15 protein-coding genes and 1 pseudogene are annotated in these 17,947 nt (G+C 64.3%); 5 read left to right on the top strand and 11 right to left on the bottom strand.

Features of this window, described 5'->3' with window-relative positions:
- The first annotated feature begins 176 nt into the window (after positions 1-176).
- Entirely contained in the window at positions 177-458 is a 282-nt protein-coding gene (locus IT40_RS29380; protein ID WP_166436147.1) for an RcnB family protein, read from the top strand.
- Between the two features lie 60 nt (positions 459-518).
- On the opposite strand, the gene IT40_RS23625 is transcribed toward IT40_RS29380, so the two are convergent.
- The 3 genes from IT40_RS23625 to IT40_RS27035 form a co-directional block, all read right to left on the bottom strand.
- A complete protein-coding gene (locus IT40_RS23625) occupies positions 519-869 on the bottom strand; it encodes a hypothetical protein (protein ID WP_036760292.1) in 351 nt (116 codons plus the stop codon).
- Positions 870-879: 10 nt separating this feature from the next.
- On the bottom strand, positions 880-1,356 hold the full coding sequence (locus tag IT40_RS23630; protein ID WP_147307341.1) for a hypothetical protein: 477 nt from the start codon (positions 1,354-1,356) through the stop codon (positions 880-882).
- Positions 1,357-1,427: 71 nt separating this feature from the next.
- On the bottom strand, positions 1,428-2,069 hold the full coding sequence (locus IT40_RS27035) for a hypothetical protein (protein ID WP_052096258.1): 642 nt from the start codon (positions 2,067-2,069) through the stop codon (positions 1,428-1,430).
- 208 nt (positions 2,070-2,277) lie between these two features.
- On the opposite strand from IT40_RS27035, the gene IT40_RS23640 reads away from it, so the two are divergent.
- On the top strand, positions 2,278-3,000 hold the full coding sequence (locus tag IT40_RS23640; RefSeq protein ID WP_036760303.1) for a response regulator: 723 nt from the start codon (positions 2,278-2,280) through the stop codon (positions 2,998-3,000).
- Positions 2,997-4,256, top strand: coding sequence for an ATP-binding protein (locus IT40_RS23645; RefSeq protein WP_036760294.1), 1,260 nt, complete (start codon positions 2,997-2,999; stop codon positions 4,254-4,256). Before IT40_RS23640 ends, IT40_RS23645 begins: the two co-directional genes overlap by 4 nt.
- Positions 4,257-5,006: 750 nt before the next feature.
- On the opposite strand, the gene IT40_RS27040 is transcribed toward IT40_RS23645, so the two are convergent.
- The 5 genes and pseudogenes from IT40_RS27040 to IT40_RS30310 form a co-directional block, all read right to left on the bottom strand.
- Positions 5,007-7,085: an N-acetylmuramoyl-L-alanine amidase gene (locus IT40_RS27040; protein WP_166436148.1), complete on the bottom strand. Its 2,079-nt coding sequence runs from the start codon at positions 7,083-7,085 to the stop codon at positions 5,007-5,009.
- Positions 7,085-7,726, bottom strand: a complete 642-nt coding sequence (locus IT40_RS23655; RefSeq protein WP_036760295.1) for a hypothetical protein — start codon at positions 7,724-7,726, stop codon at positions 7,085-7,087. Before IT40_RS23655 ends, IT40_RS27040 begins: the two co-directional genes overlap by 1 nt.
- Entirely contained in the window at positions 7,723-9,621 is a 1,899-nt protein-coding gene (locus IT40_RS23660) for a hypothetical protein (protein ID WP_166443854.1), read from the bottom strand. The genes IT40_RS23655 and IT40_RS23660 overlap by 4 nt, the downstream gene beginning before the upstream one ends.
- An 809-nt stretch (positions 9,622-10,430) precedes the next feature.
- On the bottom strand, positions 10,431-13,208 hold the full coding sequence (locus tag IT40_RS23665) for a patatin-like phospholipase family protein (RefSeq protein WP_036760297.1): 2,778 nt from the start codon (positions 13,206-13,208) through the stop codon (positions 10,431-10,433).
- Between the two features lie 998 nt (positions 13,209-14,206).
- Positions 14,207-14,320, bottom strand: a pseudogene (locus tag IT40_RS30310) (IS5/IS1182 family transposase); the annotation flags it as partial.
- Here IT40_RS30310 and IT40_RS28035 point away from each other — a divergent pair.
- Positions 14,319-14,612: a hypothetical protein gene (locus tag IT40_RS28035; RefSeq protein ID WP_240540683.1), complete on the top strand. Its 294-nt coding sequence runs from the start codon at positions 14,319-14,321 to the stop codon at positions 14,610-14,612. The pseudogene IT40_RS30310 and the gene IT40_RS28035 sit on opposite strands and share 2 nt — an antisense overlap.
- On the opposite strand, the gene IT40_RS23675 is transcribed toward IT40_RS28035, so the two are convergent.
- Positions 14,588-15,982, bottom strand: coding sequence for an amidohydrolase family protein (locus IT40_RS23675; protein ID WP_036760299.1), 1,395 nt, complete (start codon positions 15,980-15,982; stop codon positions 14,588-14,590). The genes IT40_RS28035 and IT40_RS23675 overlap by 25 nt on opposite strands.
- A 112-nt stretch (positions 15,983-16,094) precedes the next feature.
- On the opposite strand from IT40_RS23675, the gene IT40_RS23680 reads away from it, so the two are divergent.
- The gene (locus IT40_RS23680; RefSeq protein ID WP_036760305.1) at positions 16,095-16,961 is read left to right on the top strand and encodes a LysR family transcriptional regulator; all 867 of its coding nucleotides are present in this window, start codon (positions 16,095-16,097) and stop codon (positions 16,959-16,961) included.
- A gap of 328 nt (positions 16,962-17,289) precedes the next feature.
- Here the strand turns inward: IT40_RS23680 and IT40_RS23685 are convergent, their stop codons facing one another.
- Entirely contained in the window at positions 17,290-17,730 is a 441-nt protein-coding gene (locus tag IT40_RS23685; protein WP_036760300.1) for a CBS domain-containing protein, read from the bottom strand.
- Between the two features lie 12 nt (positions 17,731-17,742).
- Positions 17,743-17,947 (bottom strand): succinate dehydrogenase/fumarate reductase transmembrane subunit (locus IT40_RS29385; protein ID WP_036760301.1); only part of this gene is annotated, 205 nt, incomplete at its 5' end.

Raw genomic sequence — 17,947 nt, forward strand, 5'->3', positions numbered from 1 at the left:
GTCTATTCGCCCCTCTCCATGGTCGCCGCCCTGGCCAGCGCCTGCGGCATCGGCCTGATCTTCGGCTACCTCCCAGCCGTCAACGCCGCAAAGCTCGAACCCGTAACAGCACTCGAAAAAGGGTGAGGGGACGGGGAGCAGCTTCCCAGGAAAAGCAATCCCGAAAGGAAATCATCGTGAAAACCATTCCTCTGCTCGCCCTGGTGATCGCCCTGGCCGCCTGCTCGGAAAAGGACGAGCCGACGGGGCGTATCTACCGCTATCCTGTGGGCACGGAAGCCCAGGGCCTCGAGCCGGTGGTGCGCAGCGGCCGGGGCGTCAGGGTCGATTACCACAATCACGCATTGCCAAGACCCGACGACGGCCAGCATTGGGAGTTGCAACCCGGCGTCTTCCTGCGGGTGGATGCATCGGGGCGTGTGATTTCGACCGTCCCGGCGCGCTACGCCGGGCAGTAAAAGAAGAGGCGTCGGCCGGATGTGTCCGGCCGTCGCCTCTGGTGCGTCACCTGGAAGCGGTCAGCGCAGGATGTCCGAGGCCAAGCCCAGAACCTGCAGCACCTTCATGGTTCCGGCATCGACCAGAACCACGCGCTCCTCCACCACGCGATAGGCACGGCCGGTCGCGGGCCTGGCCAGTTTCCGCGCTTCGGCGGTCCTGAGCGACCGGCCGCCATGGGTGACTTCGCCGACTTTCGGTCCTTTGCGGGGCTGCTCGCCGGTGTCGGATACGGCGGGCCTTTTCGCCGCCTCGGTCTTGAGCACACAGCGCTGCGCGGCCTGCTCGCAACGCGCGGCGGGCTCGGCCAGGCCAGGTGTCGTGGCCAGGTTCAGCAGGGTCAAGGCCACCAGAATCATCGCCTTTTTCATGGGATTTCCTTCAGCGCTGCGCCTGGATCGGGCCAAGGATCGACACGATGCGCTTGGTCTTCTGGTCCACCAGCACAAGCTGGTCGCGGACCACGCGATATTCCTGGCCGCGCGGTGCCGGGGCGTATCGGCTGTTGCCGGCGCGCTGGAAGGCGCGGCCGTCGCGGCCGCTGTCGCCCACGCGCAAGGCATTGCGGCTATCCACCGGCGGCTTGCCTTTCGCGTCCCGCGCCTTGCCCAGACGGTGATCCGGCGCTTGGGGCGGCTTGTGCCCGTCGCGCCGGGCTTCCTGCGGCGGCGGTTCGCGGCGTTCACCCCTGGGCTCTTCGCCCTTTTTGCGGGCATCCTTTGCCGGGGGCGCCGGGCATTTGCGATCGTCCTGCCGGCATTCCGGCGGCGGGCCATCCGGCCGGGTCTCGGCCATGGCCATCTGGCTGCTGCCGATTGCCGTCACCGCTATCGCGGTCATCATGAGAAAGCGACGCATTGCATCTGTCCTTGCTGTTCTGCGGTCTGGAAGGAAGGTGCGTCTGGCGTCTTTGCCCGACGCAGGATGGCTCAGCGCGCTGGTGCGGGCTGCTGGCCCGGCCGGGGCTGGTGCAGACCCGACCGTTCCGGGCTTTCATGCCGCGGGTTGCGCGATCCCGGACCAAAGCCCGGATCGACCTGCTGCAGCCTCTCCAGCTGGGCCGGCTCCAGCGTTCCGCGCAGGGCGGTCGCGGCATCCAGCAGGGCGCGGGCCTTGCCGGCGCGGGCAAGGGCCTGCGCTGCCATGCGCTCGGCGGCCAGGGGGCGGGCCTGACCAGCCGGGGGCCTGTCGCCCTGGGCCCCGGCTTCAGGTGCCGGCGGGGCAGCCGGCTCGAGGAAGAAGATCAGCGCCTGGCAATAGTCGCGCCAGGCATCCTGCTGCTCTGCGGTGATGCCCAGGAAGGTCTCGGCGGCGGCAAGATAGCCGGCAAGGCCGAGGGCCGGGGACAGGCCTGCGGGGCCGGGCTGGTCGATAGCGGGACGGAAGGCATCGGGACGGAAGGCATCGGGACGGCCGTGGCCGTGCCCTGCAAGGTCGGGCATGGGATGGGCAGGTTCCTCTGCCGCGGCGGGCGGCGCTTCGCCGGCACTCTGCGCCAGCGCGGCCAGGGGGGTGCCGGAGGCGCATAGCAGGGCGGCCACCGCCAGGGTCTTCGACAGGGCGTTCTTCATCGGACGGGCCTTTCATCGGTTGCGATGCCGATGACGCTACGCCCCACCCTTGTCCGGCTTAGGTCTTGCCGGTGACGAATTCTTTCCGGGCGACCGAGTTTTGCAAACGACGGTTTCCGAGGGCCGTTTCGGCAATGTTTCGTCACAAATTTGCCCAGGCGGGATGCCCGGAAATCCGCTAGAACGGCGGCATGTCAAGGTGGTGCCGATGAACCGTATCCTTATCGTCGATGACGACGCTGAAATCCGCACCCTGCTGCGCCGCTACCTGGAGGGGCAGGGGTTCCGCGTCTTGACCGCCGCCGACCGGCGCGAGTGCGAGGCGCGGGTGGCGGACGGCAATCCCGACCTGATCGTGCTGGACGTGATGCTGCCCGACGGTTCGGGGCTGGACATCTGCCGCAGCCTGCACGAACACCGGCCCGAACTGCGCATCATCCTGTTGACGGCCCTGAAGGAGGACGTCGACCGCATCATCGGGCTGGAACTCGGGGCCGACGACTATCTGGGCAAGCCCTTCAACCCGCGCGAACTGGTCGCCCGCATCAAGGCCGTGCTGCGCCGGACAGCCGGACCGGACGAAGCCGCCACCCCCGAGGCCCGGACCTACGGCTTTGCCGGTTTCGAGGTCGATCCCGGTCAGCGCCGGGTGCTGGCCGAGGATGGCAGCGAGGTCGAGTTGACCGGCGCCGAGTTCGACCTGCTGCGGGTCTTTCTGGAACGGCCGGGCCGGCTCTTGTCGCGCGACCAGTTGCTGGACCTGACCCAAGGCCGCGACCGCGATCCGCTGGACCGCTCGATCGACGTGCTGATGAGCCGGCTGCGCCGCAAGCTGGGCGAAAAGCACGACGCGACGATATTCCGCACCGTGCGCAACGGCGGCTATCAGCTTGCCGTGCCGGTGAGCAGCGTGGGCGAGGGCCGGGGATGAGTTCGCTGCGCACCCGCATCGCGGCCCTGCTGATCGCGGCCATCGTCAGCGTCGTGGTGCTGGCGAGCTATGCCGCGACGCAGGTAATGCAGCCGCCATCGCCGCAGGCCACGATGGAGCCGGTGGCGATGCAGATCCACCTGACCGTCGCCCTGCTGGGCCATGGCAGCGGCGCGACACCCCGGACAGAGCTGCGGCCCGAACCCGCGCCGGGCGAGATCGACATGCACGAGACCGGGTTCTTGCGCGAGGCGCTGCGCCGCACCGGCACGCCGCTCGACGTGGTGGTGACGCGGCAGGGCGAGCGCCAGCCGCTGGTCGCCTCGGTCCATGTGCTGCCGCAGGGATGGCTGGTGCTGCCGATCCCGGATATGTCGCCGCCGCCGGGGCGCTGGAAGGTGCTTGCGGTGTGGCTGGCCCTGATCGTGCTGGGCAGCGCCGCCATCTCGCTCCATGCCGCGCGCCGGCTGACGCGGCCGCTGCAACTGCTCGAGGACGCGGTGGATCGCGTCGGCCCGGACGGCGTTCTGGAGCAGATCCCCGAGACCGGCACGGGCGAGGTGCGGACCGCGGCGCGGGCACTGAACCGGCTTTCGGCGCAGTTGAGGCAGGCGATGGAAAGCCGGATGCGGCTGGTGGCGGCGGCGGGGCACGACCTGCGCACGCCGATGACCCGGATGCGGCTGCGCGCCGAGTTCATCGAGGACGAGGCCGAGCGGGCGAAATGGCTCCTGGATCTCGAAGAGCTGGACATGATCGCCGACAGCGCCATCCGCCTGGTGCGCGAGGAGGTCGGGGCGGACGGGGCCGAGCCCATCCGGCTGGACCCGCTGTTGCGCCAGATCGCTTCGGAGTTGTGCGCCCTGGACCAGAAGGTCGAACTGGGCGAGCTGCCGCCGCTGACCGTCCATGCCGGCCCCATCGCGTTGAAGCGGGCGCTGCGCAACCTGATCGCCAATGCCGCGACCCATGGCGGCGGGGCGCGGGTGGCGTTGGGGCGCCAGGGCGACCATGCGGTGATCCGCATCGAGGACGATGGTCCCGGCGTGCCGCCCGAGCTGCTGGCGCAGATCTTCGAGCCCTTCTTCCGCGTCGACCAGGCCCGGCGCAAATCCTTTCCCGGCGCCGGGCTCGGGCTGGCCATCGCGCGCGAGATCATCGAGCGGCACGGCGGCAGCATCGCGATCAGCAACCGCGAGCCGCATGGGCTTTTGCAGATCTGCCGACTGCCATGCGCGGAAACCATCGCGATTTGATGGAAGGCCTGCCTGGGAAATTTGGGATCATCCCGGATCTCTAAATTTTTGCACGCCAAAAACACTGGATGGTTTGAAATGCCGGCGGGGATTTTGCGCAATCTTTCGCGGGCATATTCCATCCTAGCGATGCTATTAAGTCCAACATTCATGCCGGGGCTGAAAATTCGGCATGCCATTATGGCGCAGAAGCATTTCGTAACAAAATAATGATGTTGGCGGGAGCGAAAGGCTATTAGGTGTGAAGCGCCAGCCATCGCCAGCCCAAACACATCTTTATGGAGTGATAAGTGAAACTCACCGCGGTCATATCCGGCGGAGGATGCTCGGCTCTGGCGATGGCGGATCTCTCCAGGATCAGGAAATAACCTCGGCTGCTGAAGGCACAATCGTCCTGGACGCGATCACGCTGGTTGCGGATGGCCAGGGGAATATCGAGGCAACGGGCGGGGCTGTCCTGACCAAGGAAGACATCGAGAAGCTTCAGCCAGCCTGTTAACCAGGTTCCTTCGCTCCGATCAAAAACGGTTATCCTGCCGACCTCAAGAATGTCATCGACGTGGGTTTCCGCATCTTGCCCTTGTGCAGGGTGGACAGTTCGGGCGGGCCTGCGTGGATCAAGCGGCTACCTTCGTCTTATCCCCTTCCTCGCAATGCGCGTCGTCATTCCATGCAGGCAGGCATTGGCATCTGATGGACAGATCGTTTCATGCGCGCGCTGCGGAGTGTCCTCCGAAACCGGAGCGGACGTCAGAGCAACCGCTGAAGAAGAACGGTTGCATAGGCCTGGGCGCGGCCGCCGATGGCCTGGCCGAATGGGACCGGGTAGCGGTCGGTCTTCGTGTTGCCGTCGCCGTTGATGATGCGCCGTGCGGCGGTGAAATCGAAATTCTCGCCGCTTCCGAAGGTAGCCAGGACCGGAAAGCCGCGGGTATAGCCAAGCCGGCCCATGCCGATCGCCATCAGCCGCGCGGCAGTTTCTTCCTCGGCTGCGAGGTCCGGGTTATCTTCCAGCGGCAGGTCGATCGCCTTGCCGAACCGGCGATAATTGTCGCGGAAGGTCAGCTGAACATAGCCGCGCCCCCGGAACCGCTTGCCATCGCCGGCGTGGATATTGCCGAACCGGCCCTGATACCGCTGCTGGTTGGCCGAGGGCGGATTGCCCCATTTCTCGATCATCTGGCGGCCGAAATTGGTTTCATGCTCGGCGGTCGCAAGCACATAGGCCAGGTGGCTCGGGTCGGTGATCCCCTCGGCCAGGCAGGCGGCGAGGATGATGGGCACCGCTTTCTGGGCCGCATCCTTGTTCAGGCGATGGGTCAGTTGCGAGACCGCCTGCGCGATTTCGGCAAAGGCTGCGGCATCCATGGGGCCGGTCGGCGCGGCGGGCCTGGCAGCCGGAACGACCGGCACCAGAACCTGAATGCCGGCGGCCAGCGTGCGCGCCGTTGATTCGTTGAACACCTGGCCATCGGGATCGCGGATCTGCCGCCACAACTCCGGGTCGCCGAGATGGTGGCGCGCGATGGCGCGAAGGGTATCGCCGCGCGCCACCGTGACCCGCTGAAAGCGGGTGCCGTCGAGCGTTGCAAACCCGCCGCCGGGATCACCCTTGAGCTGTCGGGTGCCGTCGGGTTCGATGCTGAGGCTGAGGTCCAGTTCCTCCACGAGATCATCGAGAAAGATCAGATCCATCCCTGCCTCGGTGCGAAGATCGACCCAGGCCGTGGCCTCGCCTGCGCGGATCAGCACTGCCGGGCCCGTCAGGGTCACGCTGGACAGGCCCTCGGGCGATTCGCTCTGCCAGCCGGTCGCTTCCAGAAGGGGGGCGAGCGGCACCCAATCCTCGCCATCCTCGGGGATGCCGCCGCCGACCACCTCGCGGCCGTTGATGAAGAGGGGGAACCGGCCTGGGGCTTCGTCGCCCCCGACCGGATCGGCGGCGGGAGAGGCGAGCGCTTGGGCAACCTCGGCGCGCAGCAGATCGCCGACCTCTCGCGGAGAAAGCTCCGGTCGCCAGGGCAGGACCAGCGGATCCCATTTGCCGTTCTGGGGGATTTTCAGGATCGACTGGACCTCGCCATGCGCCAGCACCGTTTCGCGGCTGACCGGAATGTCGTAGCGCTGGCAGATCTGGGCGGCGAGACGGGCGAGCACCGGAATCTGCGCCTCGCGTATCGGCGCGCGGCCAGCGCGAAAGGGTCGCTCCTGCGCCCCGGCCATGCCGCACAGCGCCAGACCGACAGAGCGGGTGTTGCATTGCCGCGTGTGGGCGGCATAGCGGCCATCCGCGGTGGAGTCATTGTCTGCGATGGTGCGGTTGCCGCGCCGAATGGTGCCGTCCTGTTCGATGCAGAAGTGATAGTGCTGCAGATCCTGGGTTGACGCCCTGGCATTGCCCGCCGTCCAATGCAGAATGATCCGCTTGGGCCGGGCGTTGGGCAGCTGATCCGCTGGAACAGCGCGAAGCCGCTCGGCAGGCCTCGGGCGCGGGTGCCGAGTCGGCCGCAGGCCCGGCCGGAGCTGGGCGCCAAGCCCGGCGGGTGACGCCATGGTGGAAAGGGGCGAACTTGCCGAAAGCTCTGGTCGCGCATCATCGGCCAGCCCGGCGATCAACTGGCGGGCCAGCTCAGCCTCCAATGCGCCGGTTATCGGCAGGCGCATGCGGGCCTGCAGCGCCCGCACCGCCTGCGCGGTCTGCGGACCAAAGAGACCGTCCACCCCCTCGATTGGCAGAAGCGCAAGCTGGGCAAGACGGAGCTGCAGCAACAACACCATTGGCCCTCTCATCATCGGCGGGCCGAGATACTGAAGGATCGCGGTCTCCATCACGTGCATCCCCCGGCTTGGTTGCGCTGGGAAAGCCGGTTCGCCAGCGTGGTCGCGGCCGCCCGATTGTCGAGCCCTTCGGCCGGTCCAGCGGCGGCGGCCTGCCGGGCATGACCCTGCGCCTCCTGCAGGGCAGCGCAGGGGACAGGACCGGCGAAAGCGGCCTGCCAATCGACGGCGCTGGCGCGATAATAGCCCGCAGCGGGGTGATCCACCCCCGCGGCCAGCGCGGCCAGCCGCATATTGGCCTCATTGGCCTCTGCGCGGCTGGCCGTTTCCCGCACCAGCCTTTCGGCCTCCAGCCCGCGCAGGCTGGTGCCGGGCACCCCGGCATTGCGCAGGACGCCGAACCGGGCGGCCGCACATGCGGCATAGGGCGCGGCACCGCCGCTGGCCAGCCGGTCCTGCGCCATGCGCAGGCATGCATCGCCGGTGATCTCATGGACGCGGGCGCAGCCTTCTTCCCTTATGCGACATTGCGGAACATGCGCAGCCGCCGCAGGCCGGTCCATCGCCTGCACTTTGACAAGTTCCGCCATTTCTGGATCGACAACTCTGGCGATCTGGTCGCCGGGGTCGTCGCAGCCCGCCAGCACGACCAGCGCAGTCAGCGTGGCGGCAAGCAGATAGGGCAGTCTCATGGCATGGCCTCCTTTTCTGCGGCAGCCAGGGCCTCGCGGAGCAATTGCAGGTCGATTGCCGCGGTGGGGCTGTCGCGCATGGCGGCGGCCATCAGGAAAAGCTTTTCCAGTTCCGCCAGCGTTTCCGGCGTTTCCTGGAGCATGTCGAGCGCAGCAAGCAGGCTGCCGCGGTCGGGCGCGCCGGACAGGACGAGCATCGGTTCCGGGATCTCTGTCGTCACCAGCCGGTCGAGTTCGACACGGCGCAGTTGCCTCATCCGGTCCCGGAAGCCGGCCACGGCAGCATCGAACTCTTCGCGCGTGCCGGCGAAGGCGCGGCCGAAGCTGTCGAAAAAGCTGTCGTGATCAAGGTCGGCCGCAGCCTGGCCGAGACGGTTGAGCGCAGCCATGTCGTCCGACCCCGGTTGAAGGGCGGCCAGGGCATCCGGCATGTCGTCGAGGGCGGATTGGACCGCTGCCGCGTCGATCGGATCGACCGGCAGGAGATCGGGCAGGTAGGGGGCGTTCAGCACCCGCGCTTTCCAGCGGCGATAGGCGACGGCGCCGTGCTGGCCGGCCAGCGTCACCACCATCAGCGCAAGGCCGCCCGGCGAGATGCCGAGAGGGGCGAGCGGCCCCGCAAGCTTTCCCAGGCTGGCGGCAAGGATGCCCTTCAGCGGCCCTTTGGCCAGGGCGAGACCGCCAAGCTTCGCCGCCTCTACCGCCAGCTCCCCGCGGTCGTCGATGTTGCGGACGCGGGCGATCCCCTTTTCCAGCCGGTCCAGCGCATCACGCAGCTTCGCGCCTTCGCCAGAGGGCAGGATTTCCAGCGCGCGGCGCAGGAAGGCAGCGGTCGCCGCGGCTTTCTGCACCGTAATCGTGACAGGATCGGAGGCGTTCCCGGCAGCGGCCTGTTCCGTGCCCGAGGACCGCGCGAGGAATTCGCGGGTGGCGGCGGCGCGGGCGGCAGGATCGCCCGCCGCCTCCATTTGGGCCGCAAAGGTCACCGCCTCCACCGTCTGGGCGGCTTGCCGACGCTGGATGGCCGCCTGTTCGCGCGCCTCGGCTTCCCGCGTGATCCGCTCGACGAGGCTGCGGGGATCTTCCTTGAACACACTTTCGACGGCACCCACCAGCTTGTTCAGGATGTGGTAGATCAATTCGCCCGCAAATCCGCCCAGCAATGCCAGGACAACCCGGCCGAAAAGGCGCGCATCGCCGGTCAGGCCGAAAAGCACCTGCGAAAGCAGGAATCCCGACATCATGCCCAGCCCGATGCGAATGGCATAGCTCGATCCCCGCCGGGGATCATAGGTGCCTTCGCAGACATAGCGGTTGGCATCGTAGAGCGTGGCGAAACAGGCGCCGATCGCGCTGAGCGAGACGTAGAACAGCGTAAGGCAGAACAGGGCGAAGTGGTTCATGTTTCCGCCCGCGGTTCCGCCCGTATTCTCGGCAGACGCCATATCCGCTTCAACTTCGGTGTTGAACAGCGGGATACCGTTGCCAACCTGCTCGGCTGTCAGCGGTCCAAAGATCAATACGGCGAAAAAGACGAAGAAGCACAGGATGGTGAACAGGATCACCTTGCGAACCGCCGAGACGGGGGCAAGAAAATGCAACAGATCCCAGAACGGAATTTTGCGCCGGGTCGCGTCCCAATGCAGCAGTTCAACCGACTGTGGTAGCGCAGGGCGGATCACTTCGGCCAGGGCGGCATGCAGGGCGACCAGATCCTTGATCGGAATATCCTGGCGTTTCGAGATTCCCAGGTCGAGGATCGTTATTCGCTCAAGAATGGCCGGAGCGCAGGAAATCCCCCGACCGGCCATCAGCGCGATCATCGCCTCGCATTCCCGATGGAGGCGCGCATGAAGATCGACGTTATCTATGGGTTCTTGATAGATATCATCCACAGCGAATCCCGCTTTCAAGCGCGCTCGCACTGTATCGGATTACAATGCACAGAGCGGGAGCAATTTTAACCGCAGAGAACTCATCAGCTGCCACAAGACGATTTTGATCTGCACATTGTGCAGATCACCGAATGCTATCAAGGAGGCGTCACGTCAATATCGTTCCGGCGAACGGCGATTTTCGCGGATGCCGGATTAATAAAAGCCCAACAGGGTGCAGGACTGCCGGTCGACAGTCGATTCGAATTCTGGATAGGGTCTCGGTCAGTTTTCTCCATTTTGAGCGTTTTGGCAATATCAATATCTGCCGCACTCTCAGGCCGGAGAGGAAATTTAGCGGGCAGACCCTCTTGCCGCTGAGCATGTCCAGCCTGGCGTTCAGGCCGCCTTTTGTGCGCATGATCGCCTGCGGAAGGCCTCGTTCGCGGGGCTTGAGGCCGCTGAGGGTTTTTAGTGTGCGGACGGGTCGAGCAGGGTCATATCGGCGCCCTGACCAGGACGTTCGTCGGATGCGGTGCGAGCTTGCCATGGCCCTTGGGACGGTCCTGAGGGGTGGCCCGCGCATGACCCATCGCTTCGCACCCACCGCACACCTGCCGCCGGCGGCAGCTTCAACCGTGCCGCCGCCGCGCCTGGACCTTCATTGAGGTAGCGCGGAAACCGAACCCAAAATGCCGATGGTGCGGTGCTGACATGATCCATCTTCCCAAAGGAATGGAATCACAGGGCCGCTTGCCAGGAAGCCCCCTGATCCAGGCTTCTGGCACATCGGTTCAATTCGATGTCATTTTCAGGCAATGCACCATGGATTATCGGCCGAACCTCCTGGAGGTATCGAAGCCTATTAAGCCGGACCAAGACGGACGCCCATCCTTGAACAGCAGGGCGAGGTCGGTTTCATCAAGCATCTGGCCCGCGATTCTCTTTCCAACGTCACGATAAGCCTCGAACTGCTCCATCGAGAAAAACTGGTCCGTCGTGCTCTCATAGGGAAATTCGGGGTGTCCACCCCGATAGCTGCGTGTCGAGATCGATAAGCCTGGAATGAGGGCGGATTTGAGATAGATGAGCAGCCCTTCTTCTGGCCCAAGTTTCTCTTCTGGAGCCTTGCCATATTTGGAATGCGAGGCGGCAGGAACTTTCCTGATGCGTTTTTCCAGCTGGCTTTGGCTGGCGTAGCGGATCGTTCCTAGGAAGTAGCCGCGGCGCGCGAACTCGACCTCCTTGGGATATTCGTTTTCGTGCTTCCGTGCCACGATATGCTGTGGTCCAGAGGGCTGGAATTCTCCGCCACTCTTGTCGAAGATCTTCATGTTGAACTCTATCTCCGCGGCAAAATCCTCGCGAATAAGCCGGATGGCCGCGGTAAAATTGTTATAGGCAGTGGTGGGGTCCGACTCGCCATCGCAAACGATAATCAATGCGCAGCGCCGACGCACCAGCTCATAGAGTCCCAGGTTCTCGAAATGCCCGCCGTCGCTGAGTTCAACGAACACCGGGTTTTTCGTTTTGGAGTTTAATACCCGACGCAGCAGGTTGGTCGTGACGGGGAAAAGGTGGTTGCCATATGGATTCAACCATTGACGCCACTTCGCTATTTTTCGCCATCGGAACCAATAGCCGAGGCGCATGCTGAGAAGCGTCATCGCAGTTGCTACGACGATATTGGTTGTAGGACCGGAACCCGCGAAACCACCACCTGGATTTGCAGCCGCGCCGGAGATTGCCATGGCCGTCGGCAGCGACAGATTCCCGCCGAGCGCTTCTCGAGTGGGTTGCCAGCTCGTCACTGTCGAGCCGCAATAGAGTGGCGAAAGGATGAAGGAATCGCCGCCGCGCCGCCGGTCTGTCGTGTCTTCTGCCCAGGGCGTCATCACCGTCGTGCAGATCAGCGGATAGGGTCCGTTGAGCCTGCGCGGTTCAGACGGCATAACGATATTGGCTTCATCCTCGCCAGGCTTATCCTTTTGGGGAAAGTTTGCGAGTTCTCTCATCTTGTAGCGATCGGCCGAACCCGCCGCACCGACTTTGCGGAGGTCGATGCTTGCCTTGTCCGGCATATAGGCTTCCATCAACCGATCGCGATAAAAGCGACCCAATGATATATCGTTTATATTGACAATGAAACAGAGCGCGGCAGCGGTGATCACGGCAACCATATAGAGAACATGGCGAAGCTCGAGCGGATTGGTATTGTCCAAGAGCGCCTTATGGACCTCGAGCAGGTCCAGCGCGGCCAGATATGCGGCTATGCCTGCGCCATAGACAAGGATCGCAGAGCCAGCGACAATGACCACGGCGGCTTTCTGTCCCAATACGCCCTTCAGCCGCGCCTGGTAGAAACCGAAAAGCGCCGACATGGTGGCTATGAGATAGATAGCGAAAGGCAGAAGGCCCAGGTGGCCGCCCTCTTCAACGCCTTTTGGGCCGCCACCGATCTCGCCGACTAAAAAGGGAAGGAGAGGAGGAATGAAAGGAATGATGCCGACCAGAAGGAATCCCACAGCGAGAATGAGCATTCCCCCAGAGAGGGCCTCGACCATGCGCCGCCGTCCGTATTCCGGGGCGGGCGGGCCATTCTGCGACCGGCCGCCTCCACGGAGGCGGGCGGGAATATATGCTCCGACCAACCAGAGACCAACCAGTGTAAAAGCCGTTAAGATAACGACTGGGGCGGGCTTCACGAACCAGGGCATGGACCGGAGCATGGGCCATGGCTCGGCTCCCCAAAGCACAAGGGCTACGAAGGGCAGGCAGAGCAGAACGAGACCCGTGGAGAATCGCCAGAGATTTTCCTCCTCCGTCTTTCCCGCCTCGTTCGGCCGGAAGCTCGAGATGGAAGCCATGACCATCAGAACAACGATTACGCCAAAAAGGAAAAGTGATAGCGTAAGAGACAGCCAGAAAACGATATTTTCGTGCCTGCATATATAGTCCGAATATTGTTCAAGCCAGGATCCTGTCATGCGAGGGCACGACAGGTAGCTATGCCAGCCCTTATACCAGGAATTATCCTTGGGAATGATCCACATGGAAAATTTCATGAGAGCTGCAACGACAACGCCGGCAAGCAGCGTCCAGATGAACAGGTTGAACAGGATTGATCTGGCAACAACGTAGAAGCCGGTTGCAAAACCCCGGAAGCCTTCCGGCGCAAGATAGTTCGCATTGTTGTGCAAAAAGTTCAGTGCGCGACTACCATCATCGTCCTCCTCGGGCTCCTTGAATGGAAAGTTCCCATCTGGATCCCCCGCTTCGGACGGATTTTCATCGCGGTTTTGCGCGTAATGCAGCGCCATCGCTGATGCGATATATCCGCCGCCCGAGACCGCCGACATATAGTCGAGATGCTTGATGAGTTTCGCCTTTGCCAAAGCCTGAAGAACCCCCAAAGCAAAGGTTGCGGAGCGAATGCCGCCGCCCGAAAGGCAGATGCCTGTCCGGTAGCCTTTCCGGTCCTCTTTCCCGGCTCTACCATAGGCGTCGTCAATGATCTCTTCCTCACTCTTGAAGAGATCGCTCCATTTGTCCTGCTTATTCTGTTCTTCTTGCCGAAAGGTGGAGGTCGTGCCGGATGTGTGTGGCATCGGATGCACCTAGACGGGAAATAATGGTAAAATTCTACCATTTTCACAACTGCAAGTCACTCATTTGTTTATTCGATCAAATGCTCTCAATTCATGCAATGGTATAGTGTTGTCCTTTGGTTGATCGACCTCTCCTGGTGGGTCGATCTTGATATGATAGGATGGCCCCCGGCGGCATTGATCTGCCAGGGTAGGGGTGGAAGAACACCGTGGAAGGAGAATGCCTTTCAGGCGCAAGGCTGCCAATACTGTTGATCGGTCGTTCCGCCCGCTGACGATGCGGGGCAAGGTGTGGAATTCTTCTCAATGCAGCCAAGCTGCGTCGTTGCGTTGGAAGCACGTGATGGCGCTTACCATTCAGCTCGGGCGGGCGTAGGACCACGATGTCCGGCCCATTTCTTCAGCTTATGCCCTTTGTGAAACGGCAAAAGAATGACGCGGCTGGGTTCGATCTTCGACGAGGTCGTGGAACCAGATATGGTTGGGCTGCTCGGCGCGCAGGCGGATACATCAGCCGTCACCCGTCATTGAGCCAGAGCCGGTCTCGCTTTGGTTGTCTGTCCGCCTTACCCCGTCCTTGCCGCGCGACCTGCTTGTCATTGACCACCCGGCCCGATCGGCTGAGCCGAAGTTCGGCGATCTGGCGATAGCCGTGGCGGCCATGGCGGAGGGCCCCCGCAACCACCGCTGTCATAACTCGCTAATCATCCAAGTATAATCGATCGCTCGGGCTGCAAAAGGGCGGCCTTTCTTATCTTGAAGCATGCAAAATATCGGCCGTTCGCCTGCCAGATCAGCTCATATGGCGGCGGATTGTATGGCGAGCGGATACTCTTTTTGCAGAACGGCCATAGGCGGTTCGGTCCAGATGCCGCAGCAATGGCAATCGGGCAGTTCGGGCGCACCGGCCACGAACACATGTCCAGCCGGTTGGTTCAGGGCTGCATCGACAGTATCGCTGGCGGTTCAGTATTCTCGACCGCGATGCCGGGAGGCCCGCTGCCGAAACCGGCCGCAGCCCAGTCCAGCCCGACAAGCCGCAGGAGGTTATCGATGAACCCCGTCGTTCGTCGGATCTCCACGCCAAAGAGCACCTGTATTGAGAGGCGCGTGGGCGAGAGGGTGACGGCGGTCGTGGTCCCGACTGGCTGCTCCGCCCTGACCGGGACGGATATGCTGGCCCTGCTGGAAGGGCGGCTGGCGAGGTTCAGGCAGCGCAAGCGCGTGCTGTTCGTGGACGAGTTACCGCGCAACGCCATGGGCAAGGTGCAGAAGAACCTGCTGCGCGACCGCTTCGCCGGGCTTTGCGACCAGGGTCCGGTCGCGCAGGCGGGCAGGAAATGGGGCAGGGCGGCGATGGCCGCCCTGCCTGTCGCGGGTCAGGCTCGGGCGACGCCGCCGTAGACCAGCCGGCCCTTGTGGAAGGTGGCGCTGCGGGCCGAGCGCCGGGCCACCGCCTCGGCCGAGCAACTGGCCTCGGCCAGCGCGAACTCCGCCGCATCCCCGGGTTTCGGCCAGGCGCGGTCGCCCGCATCGTCCAGCGGCAGCACGTCGCCGGTGGCGATGGCCATGGCGCGGGTCAGGGCGAATTCGTCCCTGCCGCCATAGACCTGCGCCATCAGGTTGGCCTTTTCCAGCATGTCGCCAGTGCCGAAGGGCGACCAGTGGTCGATCACGCTGTCGGTGCCGGTCATCAGCGTCACGCCCTTTTCGCGCAGGCGCGGCAGGGGCATGGTCAGCGCCCCGATGGGCACGGTCGAGATCACCGTGACGCCCTGCGCCGCCATGCGCTCGGCCAGCGCGTCCAGTTCGGCCTCGGGCAGCGTTCCCAGCGCGAAGGCGTGGCTCAGGTTCAGCCGGCCCTTGAGTTGCGGCGTGCGCTCGACCGTCTCGACCATGTAGTTGATCGCGGCGGTGCCGGAGGGGCCGGTTTCGTGCAGGTGGATGTCCACCGCCTTGTCATGGTCCAGCGCGATCTGGAACATCGCGTCCAGCGACTGCTCCATCGCGCCGTCCACGTTGGTCGGGTCCAGCCCGCCGACGAATTGCACGCCCATGGCCATCGCCTCGCGCATCAGCCCGTCCACCTTGGAATGCAACAGGCCGTGCTGCGGGAAGGCCACGATTTCGCATTCAAAGCGGTCGCGGTGCTTTTCCAGCGCAAGTTGCAGATGCTCCAGGCTTTTCAGCCCGCTGACCGGGTCGATGTTGCAATGGCTGCGCGCCACGGTCGTGCCTTGCGACAGCAGCAGATCGATCAGCGCCTCGGCCCGCTGCTGCGAGGTGGGCAACAGCTTCGGCAGCAGGATTTCCTCGCGTGCGATCATGTCCATGATCGTCTTGCCCTGCCGGGGCAGCGGCGCCTGCCACGGCCCGCCATAAAAGGTCTTGTCCAGGTGGATATGCATGTCGCGAAAGGCCGGCAGCGCCAGCTTGCCCCCGGCCGAATAGCGCGGGACGTCCGGCGTCAGCGCGGCGCCTTCCTCCAGGATCGCCTGGATGCTGCCGTCGCGGATTTCCAGCGTATGCAGCGCGGTGCGGGTGGCGGTGATGTATTCACCCTCGCGCTCGAAGCCGCTTTCAAGCCGGACCTCGGTCAGGTAGTAATGCGTCTCGGCGATCTCGCCGGTCAGTGCCAGTTCCTCCGCGGCCCCGGCCCCGGCGGCGGCTCCTGCGGCGCTGGCGGCTCCCATGCCCATCACGGCCGATGCGGTCATCAGCCCCCCGGTGCCGCACAGGAAGGCGCGGCGGCTGTGGCGGTGCTCGGTGTGCAAATGCGTTTCCTCCCGAATGTCGTTTGTCCTGCGTTCTGGATAAGCGTGACCGGGATCATCTGGAAATTAAATGTCCAGATGATAAACATCGTGAAATCGAATGGAGTCCGGGATGCTCGATCCGCGCCTGCTGCGCGCCTTTGTCGCCATCGTCGATAGCGGCAGCTTCACCCGCGCCGCGGAACGGCTGCACATGACGCAATCCACCATCAGCCAGCAACTGGCCCGGCTGGAGGATGCCGCGGGCCATGCCCTGATCGACCGTGCCGCGCGCCCGGTGCTGCCGACCCTGCAGGGTGAGCGGCTTCTGGGCTATGCCCGGCGCATCCTGGCCCTGCAGCAAGAGGCGGCGGCTGCGCTTGGCGATCCCAGCGGCACCAGTTCGATCCGGCTGGGCCTGCCCGAGGACATCTTCAACCCCGAGATGTGTGGGATCTTTCGCGACTTCACCCGGCAGTTCCCGCAGATCCGGCTGGACGTGACCGTCGGCCTCAGCCGCGAGTTGATGCGCCGCTATCGCGCGGCCGAACTGGACATCGTCGTGGTCAAGGAGCCCGCTCCCGAGAGCGATTGCCGGGCGCATTTTACCGAGGCGATGGCCTGGTTCGAAAGCGCCCTCCTGCCGCGCGACTGGCAAGACCCGGTGCCGCTGGTGGTGTTCCCGCCCGGCGGGCTTTACCGCGACGCCATGTTCGCGCGGATCGAGCGTGAGCAGCGGCGCTGGTATGTCGCCTTTTCCGGCAGCAGTCTGCCCAGCGTCATCCTGGGCGTCGAGGGCGGGCTGGGCATCACGCTTCTGCCGGTCGCGGCGGTCTCGGGCGCGCGGCTGCGGCGCTGCGACAGTTTCGGCGGCGAGCCGGCCATGGTGGTGTCGATCTATTCCTGGGAAAGCGCCGGTTCCATCGGCCGGCTGATCGGCGAGATGACCGGCCTGCTGTCCGAGCGGCATCGCCGCAGCCTGGCGGCAGCCGGCAGGTGATCGCCGGTCAGCCGGCGCCCCCCCCCCGCATCCGCCAGTCCCAGCCAGCGCATCCGGCGATAGATGGTGCTGCGGTCCACCCCCGGCTGCCGCGCCACCGCCGAAATATTGCTGCCGCATACCCCGATCAGCCGGCGCAGCGCGGCACGCTCCGCGGCATTCGGGGTGCTGTCATGACGCGATTAGATGTTGTTTCGTCCGTGTTTCTTTAAACTGGTCACAGCAAACGAACGGGTGCCAAGCTGACCTGCTTTCCGAATCGGTCAAGTTTGTTTTCGGGGCGCTTACTCCTCGACGACGAGTGGCACGCAGATCCCCTGCGCCCGCGTCAGCGGTAGCCGATATTCATGACATAATCGTGCAGCAGGTTTTCCTCCTCCCGGACTTCCTGCAGCAGCGTTTGAAGAACATCGCGCGCATTCAGCACGCCGAGCGGGTGGCGATTTGCATCGACGATCGGAATGTTCTTGAAGCCGCGGGTCTTCATGATCTCCCAGACATCCTGCAGCCAACCGTCCGGGGTCACGGTGGTGACGTCGCGCGTCATCGCCTCGATGACGGGTGCGGTGCAGCTGGCGCCGGCACAGCGACCTGTCTGGCGTACCACGTCGGTCTTGGTCAGGACGCCTGCCAATCGGCCGGCAGCATCGCAGACCAGCAGCATGTCGCAGCCCTCGCCAAGCCGCCTTGCCGCCTGCAGAAGCGCCGCGTTCACATCGATCGATTGCAGGTGCCGGCGCGCGGTAGGCAGAAATTTCTGGATAAGCACGTGAACTCCTTCCTATGGCTTCAGCGCGACGCGCAGCACCGAAGCGATGCCGAACACGGCACCTGCAAAGCAGGCCAGCTGGATCGCCGCCGCGGCGACGAACCGCGCGCCGGAATGAATGTAGTCCTCGGCCAGAACCTGGAGCCCCAGCGCCGCATGATGAAAGCCGGCCATCAACAGCAGGATCATGAGCCCGGAATTGAGCGGCGCCGCCAAC

The sequence above is a fragment of the Paracoccus versutus genome (genome assembly GCF_000763885.1).
Taxonomy (GTDB): domain Bacteria; phylum Pseudomonadota; class Alphaproteobacteria; order Rhodobacterales; family Rhodobacteraceae; genus Paracoccus; species Paracoccus versutus.

Excerpts from the sequence above, each read along its gene's own strand:
- IT40_RS23625 (WP_036760292.1), bottom strand. The coding sequence starts at position 869 with ATGAAAAAGGCGATGATTCTGGTGGCCTTGACCCTGCTGAACCTGGCC.
- IT40_RS23630 (WP_147307341.1), bottom strand. The coding sequence starts at position 1,356 with ATGCGTCGCTTTCTCATGATGACCGCGATAGCGGTGACGGCAATCGGC.
- IT40_RS27035 (WP_052096258.1), bottom strand. The coding sequence starts at position 2,069 with ATGAAGAACGCCCTGTCGAAGACCCTGGCGGTGGCCGCCCTGCTATGC.
- IT40_RS23640 (WP_036760303.1), top strand. The coding sequence starts at position 2,278 with ATGAACCGTATCCTTATCGTCGATGACGACGCTGAAATCCGCACCCTG.
- IT40_RS23645 (WP_036760294.1), top strand. The coding sequence starts at position 2,997 with ATGAGTTCGCTGCGCACCCGCATCGCGGCCCTGCTGATCGCGGCCATC.
- IT40_RS27040 (WP_166436148.1), bottom strand. The coding sequence starts at position 7,085 with ATGGAGACCGCGATCCTTCAGTATCTCGGCCCGCCGATGATGAGAGGG.
- IT40_RS23655 (WP_036760295.1), bottom strand. The coding sequence starts at position 7,726 with ATGAGACTGCCCTATCTGCTTGCCGCCACGCTGACTGCGCTGGTCGTG.
- IT40_RS23665 (WP_036760297.1), bottom strand. The coding sequence starts at position 13,208 with ATGCCACACACATCCGGCACGACCTCCACCTTTCGGCAAGAAGAACAG.
- IT40_RS23680 (WP_036760305.1), top strand. The coding sequence starts at position 16,095 with ATGCTCGATCCGCGCCTGCTGCGCGCCTTTGTCGCCATCGTCGATAGC.